At 65.4% G+C, this 24335-nt stretch carries 25 protein-coding genes; 11 read left to right on the forward strand and 14 right to left on the reverse strand.

What is annotated here, in order from left to right; all coding sequences use genetic code 11:
* Positions 1-2: 2 nt before the first annotated feature.
* Positions 3-1010 carry an acyl-CoA dehydrogenase family protein gene (locus tag B8W69_RS07490; RefSeq protein WP_085289250.1) on the reverse strand — a complete coding sequence of 336 codons (1008 nt, stop codon included), beginning with the start codon at positions 1008-1010 and terminating at the stop codon, positions 3-5.
* Between the two features lie 93 nt (positions 1011-1103).
* Between B8W69_RS07490 and B8W69_RS07495 the strand changes: the two genes are divergently transcribed.
* Genes B8W69_RS07495 through B8W69_RS07525 form a run of 7 tightly spaced genes read left to right on the forward strand, consistent with a single transcriptional unit; the run spans position 1104 to position 8387 of the window.
* On the forward strand, positions 1104-2621 hold the full coding sequence (locus B8W69_RS07495) for a class I adenylate-forming enzyme family protein (protein WP_085289251.1): 1518 nt from the start codon (positions 1104-1106) through the stop codon (positions 2619-2621).
* A 37-nt stretch (positions 2622-2658) separates the two neighbouring features.
* Complete coding sequence (locus B8W69_RS07500) at positions 2659-3468, forward strand: crotonase/enoyl-CoA hydratase family protein (RefSeq protein ID WP_014379527.1); 810 nt, start codon at positions 2659-2661, stop codon at positions 3466-3468.
* Position 3469: 1 nt separating this feature from the next.
* Positions 3470-4321 carry a mycofactocin-coupled SDR family oxidoreductase gene (locus tag B8W69_RS07505; RefSeq protein WP_085289252.1) on the forward strand — a complete coding sequence of 284 codons (852 nt, stop codon included), beginning with the start codon at positions 3470-3472 and terminating at the stop codon, positions 4319-4321.
* Between the two features lie 8 nt (positions 4322-4329).
* Positions 4330-5625: an FAS1-like dehydratase domain-containing protein gene (locus B8W69_RS07510; RefSeq protein ID WP_009953803.1), complete on the forward strand. Its 1296-nt coding sequence runs from the start codon at positions 4330-4332 to the stop codon at positions 5623-5625.
* 9 nt (positions 5626-5634) lie between these two features.
* A complete protein-coding gene (locus B8W69_RS07515) occupies positions 5635-6777 on the forward strand; it encodes an acyl-CoA dehydrogenase family protein (RefSeq protein ID WP_009953806.1) in 1143 nt (380 codons plus the stop codon).
* A 10-nt stretch (positions 6778-6787) separates the two neighbouring features.
* Positions 6788-7543 carry an enoyl-CoA hydratase gene (locus tag B8W69_RS07520; RefSeq protein ID WP_085289253.1) on the forward strand — a complete coding sequence of 252 codons (756 nt, stop codon included), beginning with the start codon at positions 6788-6790 and terminating at the stop codon, positions 7541-7543.
* 46 nt (positions 7544-7589) lie between these two features.
* Complete coding sequence (locus tag B8W69_RS07525; protein WP_085289254.1) at positions 7590-8387, forward strand: alpha/beta fold hydrolase; 798 nt, start codon at positions 7590-7592, stop codon at positions 8385-8387.
* A gap of 162 nt (positions 8388-8549) precedes the next feature.
* On the opposite strand, the gene B8W69_RS07530 is transcribed toward B8W69_RS07525, so the two are convergent.
* Genes B8W69_RS07530 through B8W69_RS07590 form a run of 13 tightly spaced genes read right to left on the reverse strand, consistent with a single transcriptional unit; the run spans position 8550 to position 20414 of the window.
* Positions 8550-9401: a thioesterase family protein gene (locus tag B8W69_RS07530; RefSeq protein ID WP_029384511.1), complete on the reverse strand. Its 852-nt coding sequence runs from the start codon at positions 9399-9401 to the stop codon at positions 8550-8552.
* 7 nt (positions 9402-9408) lie between these two features.
* Positions 9409-10161: an alpha/beta fold hydrolase gene (locus B8W69_RS07535; RefSeq protein ID WP_085289255.1), complete on the reverse strand. Its 753-nt coding sequence runs from the start codon at positions 10159-10161 to the stop codon at positions 9409-9411.
* On the reverse strand, positions 10158-11093 hold the full coding sequence (locus B8W69_RS07540) for a TIGR03619 family F420-dependent LLM class oxidoreductase (protein WP_085289256.1): 936 nt from the start codon (positions 11091-11093) through the stop codon (positions 10158-10160). The genes B8W69_RS07535 and B8W69_RS07540 overlap by 4 nt, the downstream gene beginning before the upstream one ends.
* An 11-nt stretch (positions 11094-11104) precedes the next feature.
* The gene (locus tag B8W69_RS07545; protein WP_033722641.1) at positions 11105-12268 is read right to left on the reverse strand and encodes an acyl-CoA dehydrogenase family protein; all 1164 of its coding nucleotides are present in this window, start codon (positions 12266-12268) and stop codon (positions 11105-11107) included.
* Positions 12268-12858 (reverse strand): flavin reductase family protein, encoded by a 591-nt coding sequence (locus B8W69_RS07550; protein WP_085289257.1) that lies wholly within the window; start codon positions 12856-12858, stop codon positions 12268-12270. The genes B8W69_RS07545 and B8W69_RS07550 overlap by 1 nt, the downstream gene beginning before the upstream one ends.
* A 19-nt stretch (positions 12859-12877) precedes the next feature.
* Positions 12878-14368, reverse strand: a complete 1491-nt coding sequence (locus B8W69_RS07555; protein ID WP_085289258.1) for an aldehyde dehydrogenase — start codon at positions 14366-14368, stop codon at positions 12878-12880.
* 10 nt (positions 14369-14378) lie between these two features.
* Positions 14379-15161: an enoyl-CoA hydratase/isomerase family protein gene (locus B8W69_RS07560; RefSeq protein ID WP_009953818.1), complete on the reverse strand. Its 783-nt coding sequence runs from the start codon at positions 15159-15161 to the stop codon at positions 14379-14381.
* Positions 15158-16765, reverse strand: a complete 1608-nt coding sequence (locus B8W69_RS07565; RefSeq protein ID WP_011724921.1) for a class I adenylate-forming enzyme family protein — start codon at positions 16763-16765, stop codon at positions 15158-15160. The genes B8W69_RS07560 and B8W69_RS07565 overlap by 4 nt, the downstream gene beginning before the upstream one ends.
* A gap of 14 nt (positions 16766-16779) precedes the next feature.
* Positions 16780-17295, reverse strand: a complete 516-nt coding sequence (locus tag B8W69_RS07570) for an aromatic-ring-hydroxylating dioxygenase subunit beta (protein WP_085289259.1) — start codon at positions 17293-17295, stop codon at positions 16780-16782.
* Complete coding sequence (locus tag B8W69_RS07575; protein ID WP_011724923.1) at positions 17292-18587, reverse strand: aromatic ring-hydroxylating oxygenase subunit alpha; 1296 nt, start codon at positions 18585-18587, stop codon at positions 17292-17294. The genes B8W69_RS07570 and B8W69_RS07575 overlap by 4 nt, the downstream gene beginning before the upstream one ends.
* Positions 18584-19024 (reverse strand): Zn-ribbon domain-containing OB-fold protein, encoded by a 441-nt coding sequence (locus B8W69_RS07580; RefSeq protein WP_009953823.1) that lies wholly within the window; start codon positions 19022-19024, stop codon positions 18584-18586. The genes B8W69_RS07575 and B8W69_RS07580 overlap by 4 nt, the downstream gene beginning before the upstream one ends.
* Positions 19021-20139, reverse strand: coding sequence for a thiolase family protein (locus tag B8W69_RS07585; protein WP_085289349.1), 1119 nt, complete (start codon positions 20137-20139; stop codon positions 19021-19023). Before B8W69_RS07585 ends, B8W69_RS07580 begins: the two co-directional genes overlap by 4 nt.
* A 29-nt stretch (positions 20140-20168) precedes the next feature.
* On the reverse strand, positions 20169-20414 hold the full coding sequence (locus B8W69_RS07590) for a hypothetical protein (RefSeq protein WP_009953826.1): 246 nt from the start codon (positions 20412-20414) through the stop codon (positions 20169-20171).
* 195 nt (positions 20415-20609) lie between these two features.
* On the opposite strand from B8W69_RS07590, the gene B8W69_RS07595 reads away from it, so the two are divergent.
* The 4 genes from B8W69_RS07595 to B8W69_RS07610 are packed head-to-tail and all read left to right on the forward strand — an operon-like array spanning position 20610 to position 24333.
* Complete coding sequence (locus B8W69_RS07595; RefSeq protein ID WP_009953827.1) at positions 20610-21536, forward strand: alpha/beta fold hydrolase; 927 nt, start codon at positions 20610-20612, stop codon at positions 21534-21536.
* A complete protein-coding gene (gene hpaH, locus B8W69_RS07600; protein ID WP_085289260.1) occupies positions 21533-22354 on the forward strand; it encodes a 2-oxo-hept-4-ene-1,7-dioate hydratase in 822 nt (273 codons plus the stop codon). Before B8W69_RS07595 ends, hpaH begins: the two co-directional genes overlap by 4 nt.
* Positions 22351-23115 (forward strand): aldolase/citrate lyase family protein, encoded by a 765-nt coding sequence (locus tag B8W69_RS07605; RefSeq protein ID WP_085289261.1) that lies wholly within the window; start codon positions 22351-22353, stop codon positions 23113-23115. Before hpaH ends, B8W69_RS07605 begins: the two co-directional genes overlap by 4 nt.
* 45 nt (positions 23116-23160) lie before the next feature.
* Positions 23161-24333, forward strand: coding sequence for an acyl-CoA dehydrogenase family protein (locus B8W69_RS07610; protein WP_009953832.1), 1173 nt, complete (start codon positions 23161-23163; stop codon positions 24331-24333).
* Positions 24334-24335 lie beyond the last annotated feature (2 nt).

Below are 24335 nucleotides of genomic sequence, written 5' to 3' on the forward strand. Positions count from 1 at the left end.
TGTCAAGCCGTGAGCAGCGCCGCGCGGTGTTCGGCGACGCTCCCGTTGAAGGCTTCGTCGACCTTGATCCGGCGCAGGAACAGATGCAGATCGTGTTCCCAGGTGAAGCCGATGCCGCCGTGCACCTGCAGCGCCGTTCCGGCCACCTTGGCGGCGGCGGACTTCGTGTACGCCGCCGCCGCGGACGCGGCCCGGGACCGGGCAGCGGCCGACGCGGTATCCAGTGCGAGCGCCGCGGCCCACAGCGTGGCCCGGCCGGCCTCCACCGCGACTGCCATGTCGGCGCAGTGATGCTTGACTGCCTGGAACGACCCGATCGGCGCGCCGAACTGCTCCCGCTGCTTGGCGTAAGACACCGTCATGTCGAGCAGTCGGGCCGCCCCGCCCAATGCGTCGAACGCCCGGTGCACCGCCAAAGCGTCGCGCAGCAGGGCCAGCGTGCCGGCAGGCAGCCGCGTCCAGTCGGCGATCGTCGCGTCGAGGTCCACGCGTGCCCACGAACGGCTCAGGTCGAGCGTCGACATGCCCGACAGCGTCGGGGCATTCAGGACCGCCAGGTACTCGCCGTCGTCCACGTGGCCCGCCACCGCGATGGAGTCCATATCGGCGGCCATCGGCACCGGACGGGTGATACCAGCCAGCCCCAGCGCATCGCTATCAAGAAGGGCGTCGGGACCGAGCGTCAATCCGGTCAGTTCGCCGTCTCCGGCGGGCGAGTCGACGTGGTCGAGCAGCCAGGCCGCGATATTGAGATCCGCGACCGGGAGCGAGCTGGCCGCGTATCCGTGCTCCTCGGCGAGGATGGCGAGATCCACATGGGTGCCGCCCATTTCGGGAGTGAGCAGCTCCAGAAGACCCGATTCCGCCGCATGCGCGACCGCCGCAGGATCGACGGTGACCGCAGCCGAGTCCAGCGTCGCGCGGACCCTGGCGATGGGGTCGTTTTTGGTGAGCCAGGCCCGCTCCGCCGCGGCGAGTTGATCCTGTTCGTCCGTCAAGCCGAAGTCCATCGCAAAACCTTTCACAAAGTTGACCTAGTAAACCATGTCCACTAGTTTCAGGAGAACGGCTATCCGCCGCGGAAGTCGATCCGGAAAGTCACGATGACGAGCATTGACGATGCGCTGGGACGGCTCTGGGACGCCGACGACGACGACCGCATGTTGGAGTGCGACGGACGCTGGGCGTCTTGGGGTTCCGTTCGGTCACTCACCGAGCGGATCGACCGGGAACTGACCGCCGCCGGGTGTCAGACCGGCGGCCGAGTCGCCGTCGTGCTATCCAATCGAATGGAGTCTGTCGCGGCGCTCATCGCCATCTTTCGGGGCGGACGGACGTTGGTGACCATCAGCCCGCTCCAGCCGCCGGACCGGCTGAGCGACGACCTCGGGGCGTCCGCCGCTCCCTTCGTCCTTGCGCCTGCCGCGTTGTGGTCCGACGAGGTGTTCAACCGCGTCGTCGCCGATCTCGGGGCGACCGGCTGGAGGCTCGACGACGGCGAACTCGACCTGCAGGTACGGGGCACGACGGAAGCGGTGAGCGGCGATCCAGCGGTAGCCATCGAGATGCTGACTTCGGGCACGACGGGTGCCCCGAAGCGCATCCCGCTGACCCGCGCGCAGCTCGAGGCCTCCCTGGCTTCGGCGTTGCGGCACAACGATCGTCCGGAAGTGAGAACCAAGCCGCCGCTGACCGGAGCGGTCGGCCTGGTGACGTTGCCGATCGTGCACATTGGCGGGCTCTGGTCGTTGTTGCAGTCACTGGTCGCGGCCCGGCCGATCGCGATGCTCGATCGATTCACGGTGCCGGGTTGGCACGCCGTGGTGAAGCAGTATCGGCCCGCGGTGGCAGGGCTGCCCCCGGCGGCCATGCGATCGGTGCTCGACTCCGACATTCCGCGGGAGGACCTGGCGAGCATCCGAGCCATCAATGCGGGTACCAGTCCCGTCGACCCAGCGTTGGTCGATGCGTTCTTCGAGCGCTACGGCATCCCGATCCTCGTCGTCTATGGCGCGACCGAATTCTCCGGCGCCGTGGCCGGATGGACGGTGAAGGACTTCCACTCGCGGTGGGCCGACAAGAAGGGCAGCGTCGGACGCGCCTTTCCCGGTGTGCGGTTGCGGGTCGTCGACGACGATGGCGCCGCGGTCAGCCGGGGGGTCACCGGCAGGCTGCAGGTTGCCACGCTGCAGGCCGGCGGCGCCGGAGACTGGATCACGACCAGTGACCTAGGGCATCTCGATGAAGATGATTTCCTCTACATCGACGGCCGCGCGGACGACGTGATCGTGCGCGGCGGTTTCAAGGTGTCCCCGGAGACGGTCGTCCGCGCATTGCGTGCGCACCCGGCGGTGGCAGATGCCGCCGTCGCGCCCATGCCGGATCAGCGGTTGGGCCAGATTCCGGTTGCCGCAGTTGAATTGCGCCCAGGCGCCGCCGCCGATGGCGAGGCGCTCCGGGAACACTGTCGGGCCACACTGACGCCCTATGAGGTGCCCGCCCGCATCTTCGTCGTCGACGAGTTGCCTCGTGGAGCGGCACTCAAGGTCGATCGTCGGCGTTTAATCGCACTGCTCGAGGACCTTGGCGTGCCGATCGGTCAACCGGCCGCCGCAGGCTGAAACTCCGGCACTGCCAATCCAATCGGAAGGAGACATTATGGCTGAAACCCTGACAGAGGTGACCCGCCAAGCCGCCGTCGTCGAGCGGCGGGGCAACGTCGCGCTCATCACCATCGACCGGCCAGATGCGCGCAACGCCGTCAACGGCGCGGTCAGCACGGCCGTCGGTGACGCACTCGAAGCGGCGCAGCGCGATCCCGAGGTGCGGGCCGTCGTCCTTACGGGTGCCGGCGAGAAGTCGTTCTGTGCCGGAGCAGACCTCAAGGCCGTCTCTCGCGGCGAGAATCTCTACCACGCGGAGCACCCTGAATGGGGCTTCGCCGGTTACGTGCACCACTTCATCGACAAACCCACCATCGCCGCAGTGAACGGCACCGCGCTCGGCGGCGGCTCAGAGCTCGCCTTGGCCAGCGATCTGGTGATCGCCTGCGAGAGTGCGAGTTTCGGACTTCCTGAGGTGAAACGCGGCCTGATCGCGGGTGCGGGCGGCGTGTTCCGGATCGTCGAGCAGCTGCCACGCAAGGTCGCGTTGGAGTTGGTGTTGACAGGTGAGCCGATGACAGCCTCCGACGCCTTGCGGTGGGGCCTGATTAATGAGGTCGTGCCGGACGGCACCGTCGTGGAAGCCGCCTTGGCGCTCGCCGAGCGGATCACCTGTAACGCGCCACTGTCGGTACAAGCCAGTAAGCGGATCGCCTACGGTGCCGACGACGGGATCATCGGCGCCGAGGAACCCAAGTGGGAACGCACGATTCGCGAATTCACCGAGTTGTTGAAGTCTGAGGACGCCAAGGAAGGTCCGTTGGCCTTCGCAGAGAAGCGTCAACCCGTATGGAAGGCACGCTGAAATGGGTCGAGTGCAGGACAAAGTGGTTCTGGTTACCGGAGGAGCCCGCGGTCAGGGCCGCAGCCACGCCGTCAAACTGGCCGAGGAGGGCGCTGACATCATCCTCTTCGACATCTGTCACGACATCGAGACCAACGAATACCCACTGGCGACATCGCGTGATCTCGAGGAAGCCGGTCTGGAGGTGGAGAAGACCGGCCGCAAGGCCTACACCGCCGAGGTCGACGTGCGAGACCGGGCGGTCGTGGGCCGCGAACTCGCGAACGCGGTCGCCGAATTCGGCAAACTCGACGTGGTAGTTGCCAATGCCGGCATCTGCCCACTGGGCGCTCATCTGCCGGTTCAGGCCTTCGCCGATGCCTTCGACGTCGACTTCGTCGGCGTCATCAACACCGTCCACGCCGCGCTGCCGTACCTGACGTCCGGCGCGTCGATCATCACCACCGGATCGGTCGCCGGCCTCATCGCAGCCGCCCAGCCCCCCGGCGCCGGCGGCCCGCAGGGCCCGGGCGGCGCGGGCTACAGCTACGCCAAGCAGCTGGTGGATTCCTATACCTTGCAGCTCGCCGCACAGCTCGCCCCACAATCCATCCGCGCCAACGTTATTCACCCGACAAACGTGAACACCGACATGCTCAACAGTGCGCCGATGTACCGGCAGTTCCGACCAGACCTCGAGGCGCCGAGCCGCGACGACGCCCTGCTGGCCTTCCCCGCCATGCAGGCGATGCCCACCCCCTACGTCGAAGCCTCGGATATCTCGAACGCGGTCTGCTTTCTGGCCTCGGACGAATCCCGGTATGTCACGGGCCTGCAGTTCAAGGTCGACGCCGGCGCAATGCTGAAGTTCTAGGAGGACCGATGACCACCACAGAAAAGCACAGCGCCGACGCGGCCGCCGAAGAGGGCCGCATCACCGACGAGGACATCGAACGCGCCAAAGGGCAGATCGGAATTCCCGTTCACCAGCGCGACGAAGCGTGGAACAAGCTGCCGTCGGCCGACGCCATCACGCACTTCGCCTTCGGCTGCGGTGACGACAACCCGTTGTTCCACGACCCGACGTACGGGCCGTCGACACGCTGGCACGGACAGATCGCATCGCCGACCTTCCCGATCGCGACGGGCCTGGATCAGACCCCTAAGTTCACCGATCCGGAGCGGAAGAAGCTGTTCCGCGGTCTGTTTCGCGGAACTGGCAAGTACTACTCGGGGGTGAAGTGGACGTGGTACCGCCCGATCTACGCGGGCAGGCCGGTCTTAGCGGAGAACTACACCCTCGACGTCCAGGTGAAGGAAAGTGAATTCTCCGGTGGGCGTTCGGTCAAGGAAACCTTCCGTTACCTCTACGTCGACATCGACGGCAACCCGATCGCGACCCGCGACGAGTCCTACATCAACGCCGAGCGTCACGGCTCGAAGAAGTCCGGGAAGCTTAAGGACATCGCGCGCAAGCACTGGACTCCCGAGGAGTTCGCCCAGGTCGAGGAAGAGTACGAGGCAGAGCAACGGCGAGGCGCTGATCCCCAGTGGTGGGAGGACGTCTCGGTGGGCGACGAACTCCCCGGAATCATCAAGGGCCCGTTGACTGTCGTCGACATCATCTCGATGCACATGGGGTGGGGCTGGGGCGGCTATGGCGTGGGGCCGCTGAAATTCGCCCACCAATTACGCAAGCGGATGCCCGCTTTCTACCAGCCGGATGAGTATGGCGTCCCCGACGTCGTGCAACGACTGCACTGGGATGCCGAACGCGCTCAGGCACTTGGTATTCCGGCGCCGTACGACTATGGTCAGATGCGCGCGGCGTGGGTAAGCCACCTGCTGACCAACTGGACCGGTGACGACGGCTGGCTGGCTGAGATGGATCTGCAACTACGCGGCTTCAACTACCACGGAGACGTGCACCGCTGCACTGGCACGGTCACCTCAAAGGGCGAGGGGGCTGAAGACCCAGTGTCGCTGGACGTCTTCGCCACCAGCCAGCGGGGCGAAACCACCACGCGAGGCACCGCCAAGGTGTTGCTGCCGTCGAAGGCGACCGGTGCTGTTGTGCTGCCGATCCCGGATGCCGATCTGCGAAGGCGGGGAGCACAGGTCGTTTCGCGAGTTTCTGGCAAAGTCGGTGAAGAAATGCGACGACTGTATGGAGAGTGAGATCACCACATGAAAAGACTCGTTCTGGAGCCGGAGCACGAGGCATTCCGCGAGACGGTCCGGCAGTTCATCGAGCGTGAACTCGTGCCAAACGCCGAGCGTTGGGAAGCCGACCGCATCGTCGACCGCTCGGCGTTCGTCGCCGCTGGCAAATACGGGTTGATCGGGTTCAACATGCCCGAGCAGTACGGCGGCGGGGGAGTCGACGACTTCCGGTTCAACGCGGTCATCGACGAGGAGATCGCCCGATACGGAGGGCCGTCGCCGTCGTTGAGCCTGCAAAACGACGTTGTGGGCCCGTACTTCTCGTCGTTGGCCAACGATGAGCAGAAGGAGCGCTGGCTGCCGGGCATCATCAGCGGCGAACTGATCGTCGCCGTAGCGATGACCGAGCCTGGCGCGGGCAGCGACCTGGCCGGGATCCGCACCTCGGCCGTCCGCGACGGTGACGACTGGATCATCAACGGCGCCAAGACATTCATCTCATCCGGCATCAACTGCGATCTGGTAGTGGTGGTATGCCGCACAGACCCCGAGGCCGGCCACAAGGGCTTCACATTGCTCGTGGTCGAGGCGGGCATGGAGGGCTTCAGCCGCGGCCGCAAGCTCGAAAAGATGGGGTTGCATTACCAGGACACCGCCGAGCTAGCCTTCGAGAACGTTCGGGTGCCATCGGCGAACCTGCTGGGCAAAGAGGGACGCGGCTTCTATCACCTGATGCACAACCTTCCGTCGGAGCGGTTGTCCATCGCCATCTCAGCCATCGCCGGCGCACGCGAGACCTGGCGGCAGACCTTGCAATACGCCAAGGACCGCAAGGCTTTCGGCCAGTCGATCGGCAGCTTCCAGCACAACCGATTCCTGTTGGCCGAGATGGACACCGAGCTCGAGATCGGTGAGCAATACATCGACAGGTGCCTCCAGGCGGTAGTGGACGGGGAACTCACCGCAGTTGAGGCATCGAAGGCAAAATGGTGGTGCACCGAGACCGCCAAGAAGGTGATCGATGGCTGCGTGCAGTTGCACGGCGGCTATGGCTATATGACGGAATACCGCGTCGCGCGCGACTATATGGACAATCGCATCATGACGATCTTCGGTGGCACCACCGAGATCATGAAGGACATCATCGGACGCGATCTCGGCCTATGATCCCGTTGCGATGAACGGCATCTCGGTCGAGCACGACGGCGCGGTGCTGCGGATCCGGCTGGACCGACCGGAGAAGCTCAACGCCGTCGACACCCCCATGCTCGAGGAGTTGTCGGTTCACATTCGCGATGCCGAGGCAGACGAATCGGTCCGCGCGGTACTGCTCACCGGTGCCGGTCGAGCATTCTGTTCCGGCGGCGACCTGACCGGCGGTGACACTGCGGGCGCCGCTGATGCCGCCAACCGGGTGGTCCGGGCGATCACCTCGCTACCCAAGCCGGTGATCGCCGGTGTCCATGGAGCGGCCGTTGGCTTCGGGTGTGCGCTGGCGCTCGCCTGCGATCTGGTGGTGGCCGCGCCAGCGTCGTACTTTCAGTTGGCCTTTACCCGGGTCGGGCTGATGCCGGACGGGGGTGCGTCCGCGCTGCTGCCATTGCTGATTGGTCGAGCGCGCACCTCTCGCATGGCCATGACCGCGGAAAAGATCTCCGCTGCAACCGCATTCGAATGGGGGATGATCTCGCACATCACTTCCGCGGACGAATACGAGTCGGTGCTGACCGACGTGCTGCGGTCGGTCTCCGGCGGTCCAACGTTGGCGTTCGGCTGGACGAAGCGTGCGCTGGCCGCAGCGACCCTGGCCGAGCTCGAGCCGGTGCAAGCTATCGAAGCCGAGGGGCAGTTGGCGTTGGTCGAGACCGCTGACTTCAGAGAAGGGGCACGCGCCTTCCGCGAACGGCGCACCCCAAATTTTCGTGGCCACTGAGCACAGGAGAGTCGACGTGACAACCCAGACAGTACGAGTAGACAACTTGGACATCGAATACACCGACAGCGGAACGGGTTCGACGATCCTTTTCGTCCACGGCGTCTATGTCACCGGCGCGGTGTGGAACGACGTCGTGGCTGAACTAGGGGAGGGCTTCCGCTGCATCGCGCCGACCTGGCCGCTGGGCGCGCATAGCACCCCCACCGGCGGCGCCGACCTGGGCGCTGAGGCGGCAGCGCGGCGCATCGTCCACTTCATGGAAGCCCTCGATCTGACCGACGTCACCGTGGTGGCCAACGACACCGGTGGTGGACTGGTGCTGGCATCGCTGGGCGATCCAGGTCTGGACACATCCCGCATCGCCCGTCTGGTACTCACCAATTGCGATAGCTACGAACACTTTCCGCCTGGCTCCTTCGCTCAGATCGTCAAGCTGTGCCGTCTCAGCTCCCGGGTGGGCGGAGGAATTGTCCGCCTGTTGGCCACTGAACCAGGGCAGAGCTTCTTCCTGAAGGCGGTGTCCAAGCACCCGCCCTCCCGCGAGCGGCAACGGGAGATCTTCGGCGCGTTCGCCACCAGCCGAGCGGCCCGTCGCGACGCGGTCATGGTGACCGCCTCACTGGATCCGGCGCTGACTCTGCGTGCCGCACCTGCGATCAAGGCGTTCGACAGACCCGTCACATTGACATGGGGCACCGAGGATAAGCTGTTCCCCCTCGACCATGCTCGCCGGCTACGCGACGCGTTTCCACATGCCGCGTTGATCGAGATCCCGGATTGCTCCGCCTTTGTCATGATCGATGCGCCCGCGAAACTCGCTGAGGCGATCCGCAACGGATGACCGGCTAAGCCCCAATGATCACGGTTCCAGAGCCGGCAGCCTAGATGGTGCGTGCCCAGCATTTCCAGGGCAATGCTTGTGCGCCGCAGGGAGGTATCGATGCACATCAAGTCCACGACTTGATCGAACTGAAGCTCGAGGGTGCCATCACCTGAGCTCCGGTCAGCTCACCACCATTGACGGTGGTGGCGTGAATCCCGGGTTCGACAACGCCGTTGCCATCCCGCTGCCGATCGGCCCGGTTTCGTCAAACAGGGTCGCCACCCCAGTGGCGACCCCCGCATGGCTGTAGTGCGTCACCGACGCCAATCCGATGTAGACACCTTCCGGCAGGCGACTGAGCGTGATCGTGTAGTCGGCGTTGATGAACTGCAATCCCTCAGTACCCCAATTGGTTAGCGAGCTGGTGACGTCTCCGGCCATGACGGCGCGAGTGAAAGGCGATAATGGCTCGTCATCGACGAGAAACTTCGTCTCCCGCATCCACGCGAATTTCTGGCCGTGGTGTCGCCACTCTTTGATGCCGACACCCGGACTCCCCGCGACTGGGTCCCGGCCGAACGAGTGAAACACCATCGGGGCATCGTCATTCAGCACGTCGGGCTCCGCGGGCACTGCGGGCATCGTGACGGGTGACGTCCACACGGTGTCCACGGCATGCTCACTCCGGCGGAGGAACAATGCGCTGGCCCGCGCCACGATCACGTCGTTCTGAGTCATGACCGCGTCGACCAGTCGAAGTCGGCGGCCGTCACGCACAACCGAGGAATGCATCTGCAGTGGTTGCAACGCCACCGGCCTGAGCAGGTCGACGGTCAGCCGGGCGGGTTGAAGGTCGACATCGTCTACTTCTTGCTCGACCGCTCGCCCCAACAACCCACCGATGTAATTGCCGCTGAGCGACGGACCCCATGGCCCTCTCGCCAAAGAAGTAGGCACATAGCATTTTCCGTCGGTGACGAAGAAGCACGTCGGTGCTGGGTCGGATTGATTCGTCGATGATGAGTCTGTCACCTGATCTCTAGCCCCTTAACCGGCATCGCTCGATGAGTATCTCGGCCAATCGCACCGGATGGCTGAACATCACCTCGTGGCAGGCATCGACGGGGATAACGGTATCCACCCCGCCGAGTGCCGCGATGCTGGCGTGCTGTGAGGCCACCGACAGGGCGCGGTCGCGGGTGGTCAATATCCAGGTGCGCGGCACATCGGTGGGTAGTCCGCTGCGGTCGACCGGCTCTCCGGGTATCCGCGCTGACTCCGCTTGCAGTTTGGACATCGTCAGTCGGCGCTGCGCGGCGGTCATGCCGTTGCAGAACGCCCACCGCGCCGCCGGTGCCGGAATCTTCATGGGTCTGCCGATTCGGGCGGCGCGCCGCGCGAAGACCGCCAGCGGGCCACCGAGTGTGTCCGCGATGGCCGAACCCTGAGGCGGTACGAATGCCGTTGCGAGAACCATCTCACGGACGCGCGATGAACCGAGCTTGGCGACGACGCCGGGGACGGTCACACCCGCCATCGAGTGGCCCACGATCACGATGTCACCGAGACCCGCTTCCTCGATGTCGGCGACGACAGAGTCCACCCAATCGGCGATCGTGACGGTCGCGAGGTCGCCTGGCTTGTTGCCGTGTCCGGGCAGATCCACTGCGAGAGTGCGTAATCCGGGTTCCTGGCGGCGCAATTCGGCGATGACGAGATCCCAGCAGTCACCGGCGTGCTCGCCGCCGTGGACGAGCACGAGGTCGGGCAGGGACTTGACGGCGCCGTTCATCGGGAGTTGATCAACTGGGAGCTCAGCATGTCGATGTCGGTCCGGAAGTCTGTGTAGCTCCTGCTGGCCGGCTCGATGGTGATCCACGTGACACCCGCCTCGGCGTAGGCGTCCAGCCGCGGCTGCACCGCGGCGCAGAATCTCTCGCAGTTGCCGCTGGCGAGCAGGTGCGCTTCGAACGGAACGAAGGCGACGTCAGCAGCGCCGCGGCCGGCTTCCGCCCGCTGCTTGTTCACCCTCGCGATCCAGTCACCAAGCGTGTCGATGTCCTCGAGTGGGCGGGCGCGGGTGATCGCGGCCATCTCGCCCGACGCGGCCATCGGCATCCAGCCGTCGGCGACCTCGACGACACGGCGTTGCGCGGCGGCGCCGTTGCCGCCGATCCAAATAGGGGGACCACCCGTCGTCAGCGGCGGCGGCAGCGCGACGTGACCGCTCACCCCGAACTCCGGGCCGTCATGATCGACACCCGCCCACGCCGCCTTCCACGCCGCGATCGCCTCGTCGAGCAGTGCGCCTCGCCGATCGAAATCGGCTCCTAGCGCTTCGAATTCGGCCTTGAGATAGCCGGCCCCGGTGCCCAATGTGAACCGACCACCCGAGAGCAGATCGAAACTCGCTGCGGCCTTTGCCGTCAGGTACGGACTGCGATAACCCGATACCAAGATGTAAGTCATCAACCTGACGCGGGTTGTGGCGCCCGCCGCGAAGCTCAGCGACACAAACGGGTCGAAGGCGTGGTGGCCGCCGCGGGCCAGCCACTCCCGATCCGGATAGGGGTGTTCGGACATGGAAAAGCCATCGAAGCCGGCCTCTTCCACCAGTCGTGCGACGTCCCCGATACCGGCGCCTTCGCACCAGCGGTTCCAGTGCTTGACGGCCCGCATCGGAAACATCAGGTTGTATTGCACTTCGGTCCCTTTCAGCTCCATTGTCGCCGCGGCTATCGCACCAGCGATCGCGCGATGATCTCGCGCTGGACTTCCGTCGCACCTTCGCCCAGACGCTTGACGCGCAGGTCGCGAAACCATCGCTCCAGCGGCAGTTCGGTAGAGATTCCCAGCGCGCCGTGAATCTGGATGCATCGATCCAGAACTCGGTAGGCTGCTTCGGTTCCGAACATCTTGGCCACCGACGCATCCACCCGGACGTCGCGTCCGAGGTCGGCGTTCGATGCGGCCTGGTACATCAGCAGCCGTGCGGCCCGCAGGTCTACCTCACTGTCCACCAGCATCCACTGGATGCCCTGCTTGTCAGCCAGCCTGCCGCCGAACACGTCTCGGTCCCTGGCCCATCGGCAGGCCATGTCCAGCGCGCTCTGCGCAATGCCGATCGGCCCGGCGGCATACACGATGCGGCCGTGCACCAGGAACTCCCCGGCTAACGAAAAGCCCTGTCCCTCTTCGCCGATCAGCTGTTCGGCCGGGAGCCGAACGTTATCGAAGTGCAGCTCGTAAGGGGCGAAGGACGCCATCACGGGGATCCGGCTGAACGTGACTCCTGGGGTGCCCTTTTCGAGAATGAAAGCCGAGATACCATGGCGCCCCTCACCGGTGCGGGCATACACCACCCCCCAATCGGCGTCGGGAGCATGTGAAATCCACATCTTCGAGCCGTTGAGCAGGTAGCTGCTGCCGTCACGCGTCGCCTTGAGCTTGATCGCCCGCGCCGGATCCGACCCACCGGAAGCCTCGGTGATCGCGGTGTACGCCTTGGACATGATCCCATCGATGACAGGTCGGGCGTACTTTTCGAACTGTTCGGGTGTCGCCTTGAACATAATGTTGGGGGGGTTGCCGCCGAAGGCTCCGAGGGCCGGAAAGAAGGCCCCCATCCGGCATTTCGCTGCCTCCTCGGCGACCACCACTTGGCCGAGGACACTGAGCCCGGCGCCGCCGTACTCCTCGGGCGTCTGCAGTGACCACAGTCCGGCCTCCCTGGCTTTTGCCTGCAGCGCGACGAGCTGTTCGCGGGGTAGCCCGACTGTGTCGTGGTCCAGCTTCTCCTCGACGGGATGCACATGCGCATCCATGAACCGCCGCACCGTATCGCGCAGCATCACCAATTCTTCCGGCAGCTGCCATGCGCCAGAAGGCCCTTCGGACATCAGACCCGTGCCGCAGCAGCAGCCCGCAGGTCGCGTGCACTCTGCAGCTGCGGCTCGTGGTTGGCCTCGTACTGCTCGATCCACTCCTGCGGCAACTTGCCCCATGCCTCACCGATCCGCAGCCGCTGTTCGGAGCTGAACACCTCCGCGGCGACGACGTCACCCACAAAGATGGTGTTCTCGTCGTTGTCCAGCGACCCCGTGATGCGGCATTCCACGTAGCTGTGTGCGTCAAGCAGGATCGGCGCACCAGTGACGCCCGGCTTGCTCCGCAGCTTGGAGATCTTGTCACCGTCCCGGCCCGAGCTGCCGCCGAGGGTCATCAGGATCTCCATCGACTTCTCGATCTCGTGCGGGCCGGCTGACAGCATGTGCATCACGAAAATGCCGGAGTTCACCAGCATGTCGTGCGTCCTATTGTATTTGGTCAGGCTGACGGTCGCGCGTGGCAGCTCCGGCACGATGCTGGCCGAGCCCGCCGACAGCGACATCAGCCCATTAGCGAAACCGCCGTCAATCGTGGTGACCGCCACCGGAAACGGCTGCAGTCCGGCCAGCACCTTGTCGGCGGCCGCGAGATTCAGCGTCATGTCTTTCCCTTTTGTCGATTCAGCCGAGCGTGAACGGGTCGCGAGTCTCTCCGGACAGCTCCACCCAGACCGCTTTGGTCTCGGTGAAGTCCTTCACGGCGTCGATGCCGTTCTCCCGTCCGATGCCGCTGTAGCCGATGCCACCGAACGGAACATGAGGCGCGACGACTCGATAAGCGTTGACCCACACCGTGCCGGCCCGCAGCTTGGCGGCCACCCGGTGCGCGCGGTGGACGTCCTTGGTCCACACCGCCGCGGCCAGTCCGAACTCGGTGCCGTTGGCCGCGGCGACGGCTTCGTCTTCGTCTTCGAAGGTCATCACCGCCAGCACGGGTCCGAAGATCTCCTCAGCGACGGCCCGCATCGACTGGTCGACGCCGGTCAGCACCGTTGGCTTGACGAAGAACCCGCCGAGGTCGCTGGCGGGCTCGCCGCCGTAGGCGACCGTCGCCCCCTGCTCACGTGCAGAAGCGAAGTGCGACAGCACCTTTTCGTACTGCGGCAAGTTGGACACCGGACCCATCTCGGTCGTCGGGTCCTTCGGGTCGCCCAGTTTGATGGTCGCCGCCCGCGCGACGATCTTCTCCACCAACGCGTCCGCGACGCTGCGGTCTACCAGCAGGCGCGAGCCCGCCAGACACGTCTGGCCGGTGGCGGCGAAGACGCCGGCGATCACCCCGTTGGCCGCGGCGTCGAGGTCAGCATCGGCGAACACCACTTGCGCCGACTTGCCGCCGAGTTCGAGTGAGAACCGGGTCATGTTCTCGATCGCGGCCTTGCCGACGTGAATGCCGGTGGCCGTCGACCCGGTGAACGCGACCTTGTCGACGCCCGGGTGCGACGCCAGCGCGGCGCCCGTCTCCGGACCCCAGCCGGTGACGACGTTGATCACGCCCGGCGGAAAACCGGCCTCGGCGAACAGCTTTGCGAACGCCAATGTCGACGTCGGGGTGTGATCGCTTGGCTTGACGACGAACGTGCAACCCGCGGCCAGCCCGGCGGCCAACTTCCAGGTCAACAGCAGTAGCGGTGAGTTCCAGGGCGTGATCGCGCCGACCACGCCGACGGGCTCATGGCGGGTGTAGACGAAGTAGTTGGGCTTGTCCACCGGTATGACGTCGCCCTGCAGCTTGTCTGCCAGCCCGCCATAGTAGAAGTAGTAATCCGGCAGCGACCGCATCTGGCCGACCATTTCGCGAACCAGCTTGCCGCCGTCACGCACCTCGAGTTCGGCGAGCTGGTCGGCTTCGCGCGCGATGATCTCACCGAGTCGGTGCAGCAGCTTGCCGCGGGCGGTCGCAGTGAGCGCACCCCACGGTCCATTCAGCGCGGCACGGGCGGCGGCGACGGCGCGATCCACATCGGCCGCCGCGGCATCGGGCACGCGCGCCCAGGGCCTGCCAGTGAAGGGGTCAACGCTGTCGTAGGTCAATCCCGACGCAGCGGAGGATGATTCGCCCCCAATCAGGAGGTCGAACTGGACCAACGTCTCGGTCGCGGTGTCGGTCATCGCCTCCTCCTCATCTTGTTCGGGGTTTCTTCTTGTTGTTCAACGAGTCCGGGGTAGCCCCGGCGTTGCCAAGGTCGGTAAAGAATTTGCCGTGCCGGGCGGCGACACTGGGGGTCAGATCGCGGGCCTCCCACATCGCGCGAACGGTGCCCTGCACGCCATTGGGTCTGCGCGCGGCGATTTCGGAGGCCAGTTCGAAGGCGCGGACGCGTAATTGGTCGTCCGGGACCACCTCGGTCACCAGCCCGATTCGCAGCGCGGTCTGCGCCGACATCCGCTCCTCGCTGCCGAGCAGCGCCCAGCGCATCACCTCGCCGTAGGGCACGCCAAGGGCCAGCATGCCCATCGGCTCCAGCGCCGAGACGATGCCCGCGTTGGCATGTGGGTCAAAGAAGGTGGCCGTCTCACTGCAGATCGAAAAGTCGCACTGGTTGACGAAGTACATGGCGCCGCCGGCCACGATGCCGTGCAGTGCCGCGATCACCGGCTTCCACACCTTGTGTGCCTTCGGCCCCAGCAATTCTCCCGGATCCTCTTGATTGAAGATCGGTCGGTGCTTCCACCAGGTGCCCTCGGTCACGTCGATGCCGGTGCAGAAGGCGCGCTCGCCGTTGGCGCACAGCACCGCGGCCCGGATGTCCTCGTCGTCGCGCACTCGGGCCCACACCGCGGCGAGTTCGGCGGCCATCTGTTCGGTGAAGCTGTTCATTTTCTCGGGCCGGTTGAGCGCCACGGTGGCGACGTGGTCGGCGACCTGGAATTCAATAGTGGCAAGGTCGGTCTGCTCGATCATCGTCGCTCCTCGGTCGATCCGGTCGATACCGGCATCTTCCCACCCGACTGGCTGACGTGGTTCACCTGGTTAGCGATCTCGCGTTTGAGGATCTTGCCCGCGGGCCCCAACGGGAACTCACGCCAGAACACGAACCGGCGCGGCTGCTTGTAACCGGCTAATTCCGCGCGGCACAACGCAGCCAGTTCCGCAGTCAGTGCGTCCTGATCGCCGACGTGGGATTTGGCAATCACGGCGGCCACCGGCGTCTCACCCCACTCGGGGTCAGGCACCCCGACCACCGCAACCATGTCGACATCGGAGTGCTGCGCGATCACCCGCTCAATCTCCGCCGGGTAGACATTGAACCCGCCGGAGATGATCAGATCGGTCTTGCGACCGGTGATGTGGAGGTAGCCCTCCTCGTCAAGGTAGCCCAAGTCGCCGGAGCGCAGCCCATCAGGACGGAACGTCTCGGCGGTCTGCTCGGGCCGGTTCCAGTAGCCAATCGCGTTGGCGGGGCTGGTGATGACGATTTCGCCGACATCGCCGGGCGGGGCGTCGTTGCCGTCGACGTCGATGACGCGGATCACGCACATCGGGGTTTCCTGTCCGCATGAGGTCGCGATCGAGGTTTTGCCGGCGACGATGTCGCGGTGATCTTGCGGGGTGAGGATCGTTGCCTGTCCTCCGCATTCGGTGAGGCCGTAGCGCTGTTGCAGCTCGCAGCCGAGCAGGTCCATCGCCTTACGTGCCAGGCCCGGCGGCACTGGGGCCGAACCATAGGAGATGCGCCGTAGGCTCGACATGTCCCGCGGTGGGCCGTCTTCGAGGATCGCCAGCGTCCGGTGCAGCATCGTCGGGATGAAGGTCGTGAACGTGATCGCACTGCGTTCGATCTCGTCGATCACCGCCTGCGGGTCGAATCTCTGATGGATCACCATGGTCTGACCGAGATAGAGCCAAGACACCGTGCGGACCATGCCGCCTGCAGTAAAGAACGGTGTCGTCGCGAGCATGACGTCGGAGCGGTTGGCCTCGGTGACCAGGTTCGTGTCGGCCGCCTGGTAGAGCAGGGCGCGATGAGTGTGCATCACACCTTTGGCGCGACCGGTGGTACCGCTGGTGTACAAGATGAACGCCACGTCGTCCGGCGTGATGTCGCGGCGCTCGGCGCCGGGCTGCGCTTGCGCCAGTGCCGTCTCGTAGTCGGTGACCAACTCGCTCGTGCCGAGCATTGAGTGCGCGCCCACGCCCAAGATCAGTGCCAGCTCGGTTAATTCGCCCAGGAACTTGTCCAAGTGGTCGGCGTGGATGATCACCGCTCGTGCGCCGGAGTCGTCGCGGACGTGGGCGACTTCGTCGGGAGCCAGCCTGATGTTCACCGGCACCGTGATCAGCCCGGCTTTGGCCAGGCCGAACGAGATCTCAGGCCATTCGATGCAGTTGCGGGCGATCACCATCACCCGGTCGCCCGGTACCAGCCCCCGTCCGATCAGGAAGGCGGCGAGCCGCCGGGCTCTGTCGTCGACCTGCGACCAGGTAAGCGCCCGGTCGGCATCGACCAGCGCACGCTTGTCGGGATAGCGGCGGGAGTTGTTGGTCGCGATGTCACCGATGAGCATCAGATGAAGTCCGTTCAAATTAGGAAAGCGAGTGTCTCGACCGGGCCGCTTGCGTCGATCAGGTGCACGATCTTGCGAATCAGCCGGGGGCCGTCCGGTGACAAGCGAATCGTGTGGATAACCCGGCCGGCCCAGAAGCGTTGACGTAGACGGTATTCGAATAGAGCGAAGTTGGATTCCACCGTGACGGAGTCGGCGCCCGTTTCCACCACCTCGCTGTTGGAGACCACGCGCCGCATTACCGACGGCGGTGTCTGGGAGTGCCGGTTGCCCGTGTTGAGCTGAGCCACCCGGCTTTTGATCCGTCGCCGGTTGTCGTTGATGTAGGCCAGCGTGGTGCGCGGGTCATCGTCGGGGTGCATCGGGACGCGGTACTCGACCGTGTCGTCGTCATCGGCCCACAGCGCTTCCCACTCCGAGTAGCGGCCCTCGTCGGCCAGCCGCGCTTCCAGATAGAGAAACGACAGGATCTCGGGGGCGGGCAGCGCGCGTAGAGCGGGACGTGCCTGGGCTTCGGAGTTGACGGTCATGCTCCGCTTCTCCCACCGACGACCGAGGCCCAGTGTGAGTAGAAACCGCGCTGGGGAGTCTCGGCGCTCTTGTCGCGGTTGATGATTCCAGTCATGTCGTCGACATCGCTTTCTATGCCGCGGGCCAGCATCAGCCACTCCGGCAGCTCGGCGGCGAGCCCGGCCTGGTTGCGCATCCCGATCTCTCCGTCGTCGGCGATCAAGAACCCCGCAGGACCCATCGCCCCCTCGGAACGGCGCAGCGTGCGCTCGTTCAACGCATCCTGGCCGGGTATCAGGACCGCGGTGGTGTAGGCGATGGTGCGGTCGGGCGCCTGCGGTTCGACGAACATCACGTTCATCTCGGCGAGGAAGAGGTTGGGCCATATCAACGTGTGTGGTGGACCCACCACCAGTGCGTCGTGCGCCTGCTCGGGGCCGTACGCACCCTCCAGCGCGCCGACGTAGTCGGCGAGCTTGGCTCGCGGGATCCTGCCGTACCAGACGAATTCCTCGTCGAGTTTCCGGTATTCGTCGCTGTAGTCGATCTCGGAATGGCCGTTACCGAGGTCGCGGACCAGCACGTCGACCTTAGTCGGGACGTGCGACACCTTGGCGGGCTTGATCGCGTCGTACACCGAGGCATGGGTGAACAGCGCGTGGTAACCGTCGACGTTGTTCTCCACCACCATCTTCCAGTTGGCGTGGTGCAAGTGCTTCATCCAGTTGGCCCGCAGGTCGATCTCGCGGGTGGGGGACAGGTTGAGCAGACGGTCGATGGCGCGTGTTGCCTTGCCAAGGTGCTCGGTTAACGAGATACCGTCTGGCGCCAATGATGCGAAGACGAATCCGCCGTAGCTGTCGACCCGAGGCGCCTGGGCAAGGCCCAGCTCGGAACGCACCTTGTTGAACTCCTCGCCGTAACCCTCACGCATCGGAACACCCTGCAGAGCACCGGTGTTGCCGAATGTCCAGCCGTGATACGGGCACCGGAACGAGTTGGCGTTGCCCTTCTCGGCGTTGCACAGCTTGTTGGCACGGTGAGTGCAGCGGTTGAGCATCACGCGAACCACGCCATCCTTACCGCGTGCGACGACGACCGGGTCGTGGCCGATCATTCGGGTCAGGTAGTCACCCGGCTCGCTGACCTCGCTCTCGTGGGCGACGTAGACCCATCCGGTCTTGAAGATAGTGTCCATTTCGCGTCGGAAGATCTCGGTGGACGTATACACGGTCCCGTGCACACGGTCGTGGCGGATGACACTGCCGACGTCGAAGTCGTCGACGGCGGGGGCGGATTCAAGTGTCGTCACTGGTCCTCCAGAATGTCGATGGCCGGGATGGCGACGTCGCCGAGGTGGCGGAAACCAATATGGACTGTTGTGCCGATGGGCGGTGCGGTGTCCGCAGGTTGCACGGTCGTCATCACAATCCGGTGCCCACTCGTCAGCTCGACGTCGACGACGGGGTAGGGCACCAGGCCGTGCACCAGGCCCGCTTCACGCCGGTGCATGAGCGTCGCAGCGTGTACGGTCCCGCGTAAATCAACTGTGCGCCAGTCTTGTTCGGCGTTCCCGCATTGGTCGCAGACTTCTTGATCGAGCTCGAGTGGCAGGGCGCAAGCCGCGCAGAACGGCAATGCGAGCTCATTGCGTGCGGCCGCTCGGTACAGCGGCGCCAGCATGTCGTCATCGGCGGCGGGCGCCAGTGCGCTGTCCAGCAGCCAGTCCTCGACCGCGGTGGCGGTCATGCGGCACGCTCCAGCACCAACGCGGCATGGTGGTCCATTCGGCCGCCGATACCGCCGACCAGCGCCACCGTGGCCCCGGGAACCTGACGTTGCCCGCCGGTGCCGCGCAGCTGAATCATCGCCTCCGCCAAGGGCGTCATGCCCTGCAGGTAGAAACCGGACAGCTGGCCACCGCCGGTATTGGTCGGCAGTGTGCCGCCCTGCCCGGTGTGGCCGTCGCGCACGAACGCACCCGCGGGAATGTCACCGGTGAGCCGGTATTCATCGAGCAGCACCAGGGTCACAATCGAGAACGGGTCGTACAGCTCGGCGACGTGCAGGTCTGATCGGGCCATGCCGGCCTGTTCGAGTGCGTCCTGGACCGCGCGGCCACCGCCGCCGAACCACGACTCGGCTCCGGAGCGACGGCGCCGCACCGGATGGTCGCGCCCGGTGCCGCGAACCCGCAATCGGGCGCCCCCGACCGAGGGCCGCCCGGTGAGCACGACGGCGACCGCCCCGTTCACCGGCCGAGCACAATCGAGCAGTCGAAGTGGTTCGGCAACCATCGGGGAAGAGTCATAGCCGGCGTCGTCGAGCGGCTCGCGGTTGACCGCGTCGGGATTGCCGCACGCCCATGCCCTTGCCGTGGTGGCCACGGAGCGCAGCGCGTCGGTGCGGGTGCCGGTGACGTGCAGCCAGCGCTGGGTAAGCAGCGCATACGTCGGGACTGAGCCAAGCAGCCCCGAGGCCCGCTCCAGTCCGCGCACCCCGACGTTGCCGCCACTGTGTGCGTAGGTCGAGCCCGCGCCGCGGCCGGCCACCAGGGGCGCGTCGGCGAACACGCACAGTATGGTTGCCGCCTCAGCGGTGAGGATCGCGTGGCGCGCGCGCTGGATCATGGCGATGGTCGTGGCGCCCTTGATCTCGACGTGCTCCAACAGGCGCAGATCCGAGAAGCCGGCCGCGGCGGCGAAGCCGACGCCCAGTCGTTCCGGCCGAACCCCCTGCGACGAGCCGACCAGGATCCCGTCGATGTCAGCCCGCTCGAGTCCGGCGTCGGCCAATGCGGCGGCGCTCGCCTTGACGGCCAGTTCGAGCGGCGTCGCGCCGGGACGCAGCGACATCGCGGTCATGCCCAGACCCACCAGGTCGGCGGCGGCGCTCACGGCCGCTCCGTTGAGCGGCGTTCGCCGCGGTAATTGCCCACCCTGATCCACTCCTCGCGGTCTTCGGCGGTGGCCATGGTGAAACTGGCCAACTCCAAGGGGCACAAGAAGACCTGCTCGCCGCCCTCCAGGTCCTCGACGAGCAGGCGGGGGCCGTTGCCGTTGACGTCCAGCGACAACCGCACGGCCGCGAACTCGTTGACCAGGTCGGCGAGGACGCGGCGTCCGGCCGGAGTGTTCACCTGCCCAGTATTACCGCATACAAGTGTCAGAATCAATGGAATGGAGCGGAATGACTCTAGGCGTATTACTTGCAGGCCGAGCGGTGGGAGCCATTCCCTACATGGGAACATAGAGCTTGTGCGACGATGAGGGGCATGCATCGCGACGCCAGCGCCAGATGACATATATGTCAGATACGAAGATTTGAGAAGGTGATGATGAGCCAAGCACCAGCACCGGCCGACGCGGTCGATGTGAGCCGGGTCGACACCGAGAACTACCGCAGCATCTGGATGTACCTCAAGGAGCTCGAGTTCCGGCAGGGGTTCATTGACATCCCGGTCAATGGAGTCCTCGTCCGTACCCGCTATGCCGAGGCCGGCGGTCCGGACAAGCCGCACGCCATCCTGCTGCACGGCACCGGCGGGCACTGGGAGACCTTCGCGCCCAATCTCGCCGCACTGTCGCAGCACTTCCACTGCGTGGCGATCGACATGGTCGGCAACGGGTTCTCCGGAAAGCCGGACTACGACTATGAGATCGCGGTTTACGTCGAACACGTATTGGGGGTGATGGACCACTTCGGCATGGCGTCGGCCAACTTCATCGCCATGTCGCTGGGCGCGTTCGTGGCGTCCGCGGTCTGCGTCGGCCACGCCGACCGGGTGGAGAAAGTGATCCTGATGTCGCCGGCCGGACGGGAAGCCTCGGCGTCGAATATGGCGCGCATCCGCACGGAACGAACCAAGGCGGTCAACGAGCCGACGTGGGAATCGCTGCACGCCGTGTTCGCTCACCTGATCGCCGACGAAGCCAATCGGCTGCCCGATCTCATCGGCCTACGCCAGGCCGTGTATCGGCGCGAGGACACCCGCAACACCATCGACCGGCTGCTGATCCTGCAGGACGAGAAGGTGCGTCACCGCAACCTGATTCCCGACGACAAGTGGCGCGGCATCGAGGCGCCGGTGATGATCGTGGCATCGGGCAAGGACCACGGCGTGTATCAGGACACGGCGCGCACCATCGCCGACCTGATCCCGAATTCGGAGGTGTTCGAGATGCCCTCGGTGCGGCACTGGCCGCATTTCGAGGATCCCGAGGCGTTCAACGCCGCGGCGATCGAGTTCCTTACGAGATGAGCAGACCCGCCGAGGACGAGCTCGCCGACATAGCCCGGCGGCTCTACGAGGCCGAGCAGACCCGCACGCCGATCCGGCAGTTGTCGTTGGACTATCCCGACATGACCATCGAGGACGCCTACGCGGTGCAGCGGGCACTCGTCGCGCTCAAGGTCGCCGACGGGCGAGAAGTCAAGGGTCGCAAGATCGGTCTGACCTCGAAGGTGATGCAGCGGGCGGTGTCGATCGACGAACCGGATTACGGCGCGCTGTTCGACGACATGTTCATCGAGGATGGCGGCCGCATACCGCTGGGCCGTTATATCCGTCCGCGCGTCGAGGTCGAGTTGGCGTTCGTAATGGGCGAGCAGCTATCCGGCCCCGGCGTCACATTGTTCGACGTGCTGCGGGCCACCGAGTTCGTGACTCCCGCACTCGAGATCCTCGACGCCAGGGTGCAGATGTCGGACCCCGAAACCGGTCATCTGCGCACCATCGTTGACACCATCGCCGACAACGCCGCGGACGCCGGTCTGGTCCTGGGCGGGCGGGTGTTCCGCCCGTTGGACGTCGACTTGCGCTGGGTGGCGGCCCTGCTGCTGCGCAACGGCACCATCGAGGAATCCGGGGTAGCCGCTGCGGTGCTCAACCATCCCGGCAATGGCGTGGCCTGGCTGGCCAATCGGCTTGCTCCACACGGTGTTTGGCTGGAACGCGGCGAGGTCATCCTGTCCGGATCGTTCACCAAGCCGGTGTTCGCCGAACCGGGGGACACCTTTGTCGCCGACTATGGACCGCTGGGCACGGTGTCGGTGACGTTCGATTCGGAGGCATCGTGACAAACCGGTGGACACAGCGCATCGGCGACGGCGACCCGCGCATCGGCATGTGGGTGGCCTCGGGCAGCGGTTACGTCACCGAAATCTGTGCAGGATCCGGGATCGACTGGCTGCTGTTGGATCAGGAGCACGCGCCCAACGATCTGCGCAGCACCCTCGGACAGCTGCAGGTGCTGGCCGGCTACCCGGATGTCGACGTGCTGGTGCGGCCGCCCTCGGCTGACCCGGTGTTCATCAAGCAATTGCTCGACATCGGGGCTCAGAACATCATCGTCCCGATGATCGATGGCCCCGGTGAGGCGGTCGCGGCGGTTTCCGCCACGCGTTATCCGCCCAACGGCATCCGCGGGGTCGGCAGCGCGTTGGCCCGAGCGTCCCGTTGGAACCGCATTTCTGACTATCTCGTCACCGCTGACACGGCCGTGTCGTTGACCGTCCAGGTGGAGAGTGTGGCCGGTCTGGCACAGCTCGGAGAGATCACCGACGTCGACGGAGTGGACGCCGTCTTCATCGGACCGGCCGACCTGGCAGCCTCGATGGGCAAACTTGGGCAGCCGGAGCATCCAGACGTCGTGAGCACCATAGAAACCGCGCTGGCGACCATCGTGGAACACGGCAAGCGCGCCGGGGTTAATGCGTTCAGCGAGCCACTGGCGCGCCGCTACATGGCGGCCGGGGCGAGCTTCGTGCTCGTAGGAGCGGACGTGGCACTGCTGGCCCGTGGCACCGAGCAGCTGGCAGCGAGGTATCGCCGCCAATGAACGACGCATTGTTTCTGACTGTCGTGTCACCTAGAATTCCGGATCATGGATCTCGACTTCACGCCTGACCAGCTCGAGTTCCGTGACCAGGTCCGCACATGGCTCGACGAGAACAAACCGGCTGAACCCCGCCCGCGCGACGACGCGGGGATCCGTGAATACGACCTTGCCTGGCAACGCACTCAGGCCGAGGGCGGCTGGGCCGGTATCGCCTGGCCCACCGAATACGGCGGCAAGGGGCTGACGCTGCTTCAGCAGTTGATCTGGTACGAGGAGTACGCCGCGCGGGGGTTCCCCGGCATCGATGCATGCTTCGTAGGCAACTCGCACGCCGGGCCCACCCTGATCACCAGGGCCACCGACGAACAGAAGTCTTTTCACTTGCCGAAAATCCTTGGTGGTGAAGTGATTTGGTGTCAGGGCTTCTCCGAGCCCGACGCCGGATCGGACCTGGCGGCATTGCGTACCAAGGCGGTGGTGGACGGCGAGGACCTGGTGGTCTCGGGGCAGAAGCTGTGGACCAGCTTCGCCACCGTCGCCGATTACCAGGAGCTGCTGGTGCGCACCGACAACACCGGCAGCAAGCACAAGGGCATCACCTGGGTGATCTGTGACATGAGCACGCCGGGCATCGACGTCCGCCCTATCGAGACCATCGAGGGCGGCTCGGAATTCTGCGAAGTGTTTTACGACGATGTGCGAATCCCGCTGAGCAACGTGGTCGGCGATGTCGGCGAAGGCTGGTCGGTTGCGATGGCCACCCTGTCCTTCGAGCGCGGCACCGCGTTCACCGCCAACCAGGTGCGGCTGGCGAAGATTATCGAGGACCTCATCGACTATGCCCGCGACCATGTCGGGCCGGACGGCCGCAGGCCCGCCATCGCCGACGACGACATCGCGCGACGGCTGGCGCGGGCCCGCGCCTCGGTGGCGTCGCTGCGGGCGCTCACCTACACCAATATCTGCGAGGCCATGAAGACCGAGACGCCCGGCCCGCGGGGTTCGATCGTCAAGCTGATGTATGCCGAATTAGCCAAGGAGATAGGCAGATTGGCGATGGATGTTGTCGGTCCCGCCTCGGTCCGGTATTCATCGCGCTGGGACGTCGACGGCTGGGTCGGCTACTACTACTACAGCTTCTCCCAAGCCATCGGCGGCGGGACGTCGGAGATTCAGCGCAACATCGTCGGCGAACGAGTGTTGGGGCTGCCGCGATGAGA

The organism is Mycolicibacterium vulneris (genome assembly GCF_002104765.1).
Classification (GTDB): Bacteria; Actinomycetota; Actinomycetes; order Mycobacteriales; family Mycobacteriaceae; genus Mycobacterium; species Mycobacterium vulneris.

Excerpts from the sequence above, each read along its gene's own strand:
- B8W69_RS07490 (WP_085289250.1), bottom strand. The coding sequence starts at position 1,010 with ATGGACTTCGGCTTGACGGACGAACAGGATCAACTCGCCGCGGCGGAG.
- B8W69_RS07495 (WP_085289251.1), top strand. The coding sequence starts at position 1,104 with ATGACGAGCATTGACGATGCGCTGGGACGGCTCTGGGACGCCGACGAC.
- B8W69_RS07500 (WP_014379527.1), top strand. The coding sequence starts at position 2,659 with ATGGCTGAAACCCTGACAGAGGTGACCCGCCAAGCCGCCGTCGTCGAG.
- B8W69_RS07505 (WP_085289252.1), top strand. The coding sequence starts at position 3,470 with ATGGGTCGAGTGCAGGACAAAGTGGTTCTGGTTACCGGAGGAGCCCGC.
- B8W69_RS07510 (WP_009953803.1), top strand. The coding sequence starts at position 4,330 with ATGACCACCACAGAAAAGCACAGCGCCGACGCGGCCGCCGAAGAGGGC.
- B8W69_RS07515 (WP_009953806.1), top strand. The coding sequence starts at position 5,635 with ATGAAAAGACTCGTTCTGGAGCCGGAGCACGAGGCATTCCGCGAGACG.
- B8W69_RS07520 (WP_085289253.1), top strand. The coding sequence starts at position 6,788 with ATGAACGGCATCTCGGTCGAGCACGACGGCGCGGTGCTGCGGATCCGG.
- B8W69_RS07535 (WP_085289255.1), bottom strand. The coding sequence starts at position 10,161 with ATGAACGGCGCCGTCAAGTCCCTGCCCGACCTCGTGCTCGTCCACGGC.
- B8W69_RS07540 (WP_085289256.1), bottom strand. The coding sequence starts at position 11,093 with ATGGAGCTGAAAGGGACCGAAGTGCAATACAACCTGATGTTTCCGATG.
- B8W69_RS07545 (WP_033722641.1), bottom strand. The coding sequence starts at position 12,268 with ATGTCCGAAGGGCCTTCTGGCGCATGGCAGCTGCCGGAAGAATTGGTG.
- B8W69_RS07550 (WP_085289257.1), bottom strand. The coding sequence starts at position 12,858 with ATGACGCTGAATCTCGCGGCCGCCGACAAGGTGCTGGCCGGACTGCAG.
- B8W69_RS07555 (WP_085289258.1), bottom strand. The coding sequence starts at position 14,368 with ATGACCGACACCGCGACCGAGACGTTGGTCCAGTTCGACCTCCTGATT.
- B8W69_RS07560 (WP_009953818.1), bottom strand. The coding sequence starts at position 15,161 with ATGATCGAGCAGACCGACCTTGCCACTATTGAATTCCAGGTCGCCGAC.
- B8W69_RS07565 (WP_011724921.1), bottom strand. The coding sequence starts at position 16,765 with ATGCTCATCGGTGACATCGCGACCAACAACTCCCGCCGCTATCCCGAC.
- B8W69_RS07570 (WP_085289259.1), bottom strand. The coding sequence starts at position 17,295 with ATGACCGTCAACTCCGAAGCCCAGGCACGTCCCGCTCTACGCGCGCTG.
- B8W69_RS07580 (WP_009953823.1), bottom strand. The coding sequence starts at position 19,024 with ATGACCGCCACCGCGGTCGAGGACTGGCTGCTGGACAGCGCACTGGCG.
- B8W69_RS07585 (WP_085289349.1), bottom strand. The coding sequence starts at position 20,139 with ATGACCGCGATGTCGCTGCGTCCCGGCGCGACGCCGCTCGAACTGGCC.
- B8W69_RS07595 (WP_009953827.1), top strand. The coding sequence starts at position 20,610 with ATGATGAGCCAAGCACCAGCACCGGCCGACGCGGTCGATGTGAGCCGG.
- hpaH (WP_085289260.1), top strand. The coding sequence starts at position 21,533 with ATGAGCAGACCCGCCGAGGACGAGCTCGCCGACATAGCCCGGCGGCTC.
- B8W69_RS07610 (WP_009953832.1), top strand. The coding sequence starts at position 23,161 with ATGGATCTCGACTTCACGCCTGACCAGCTCGAGTTCCGTGACCAGGTC.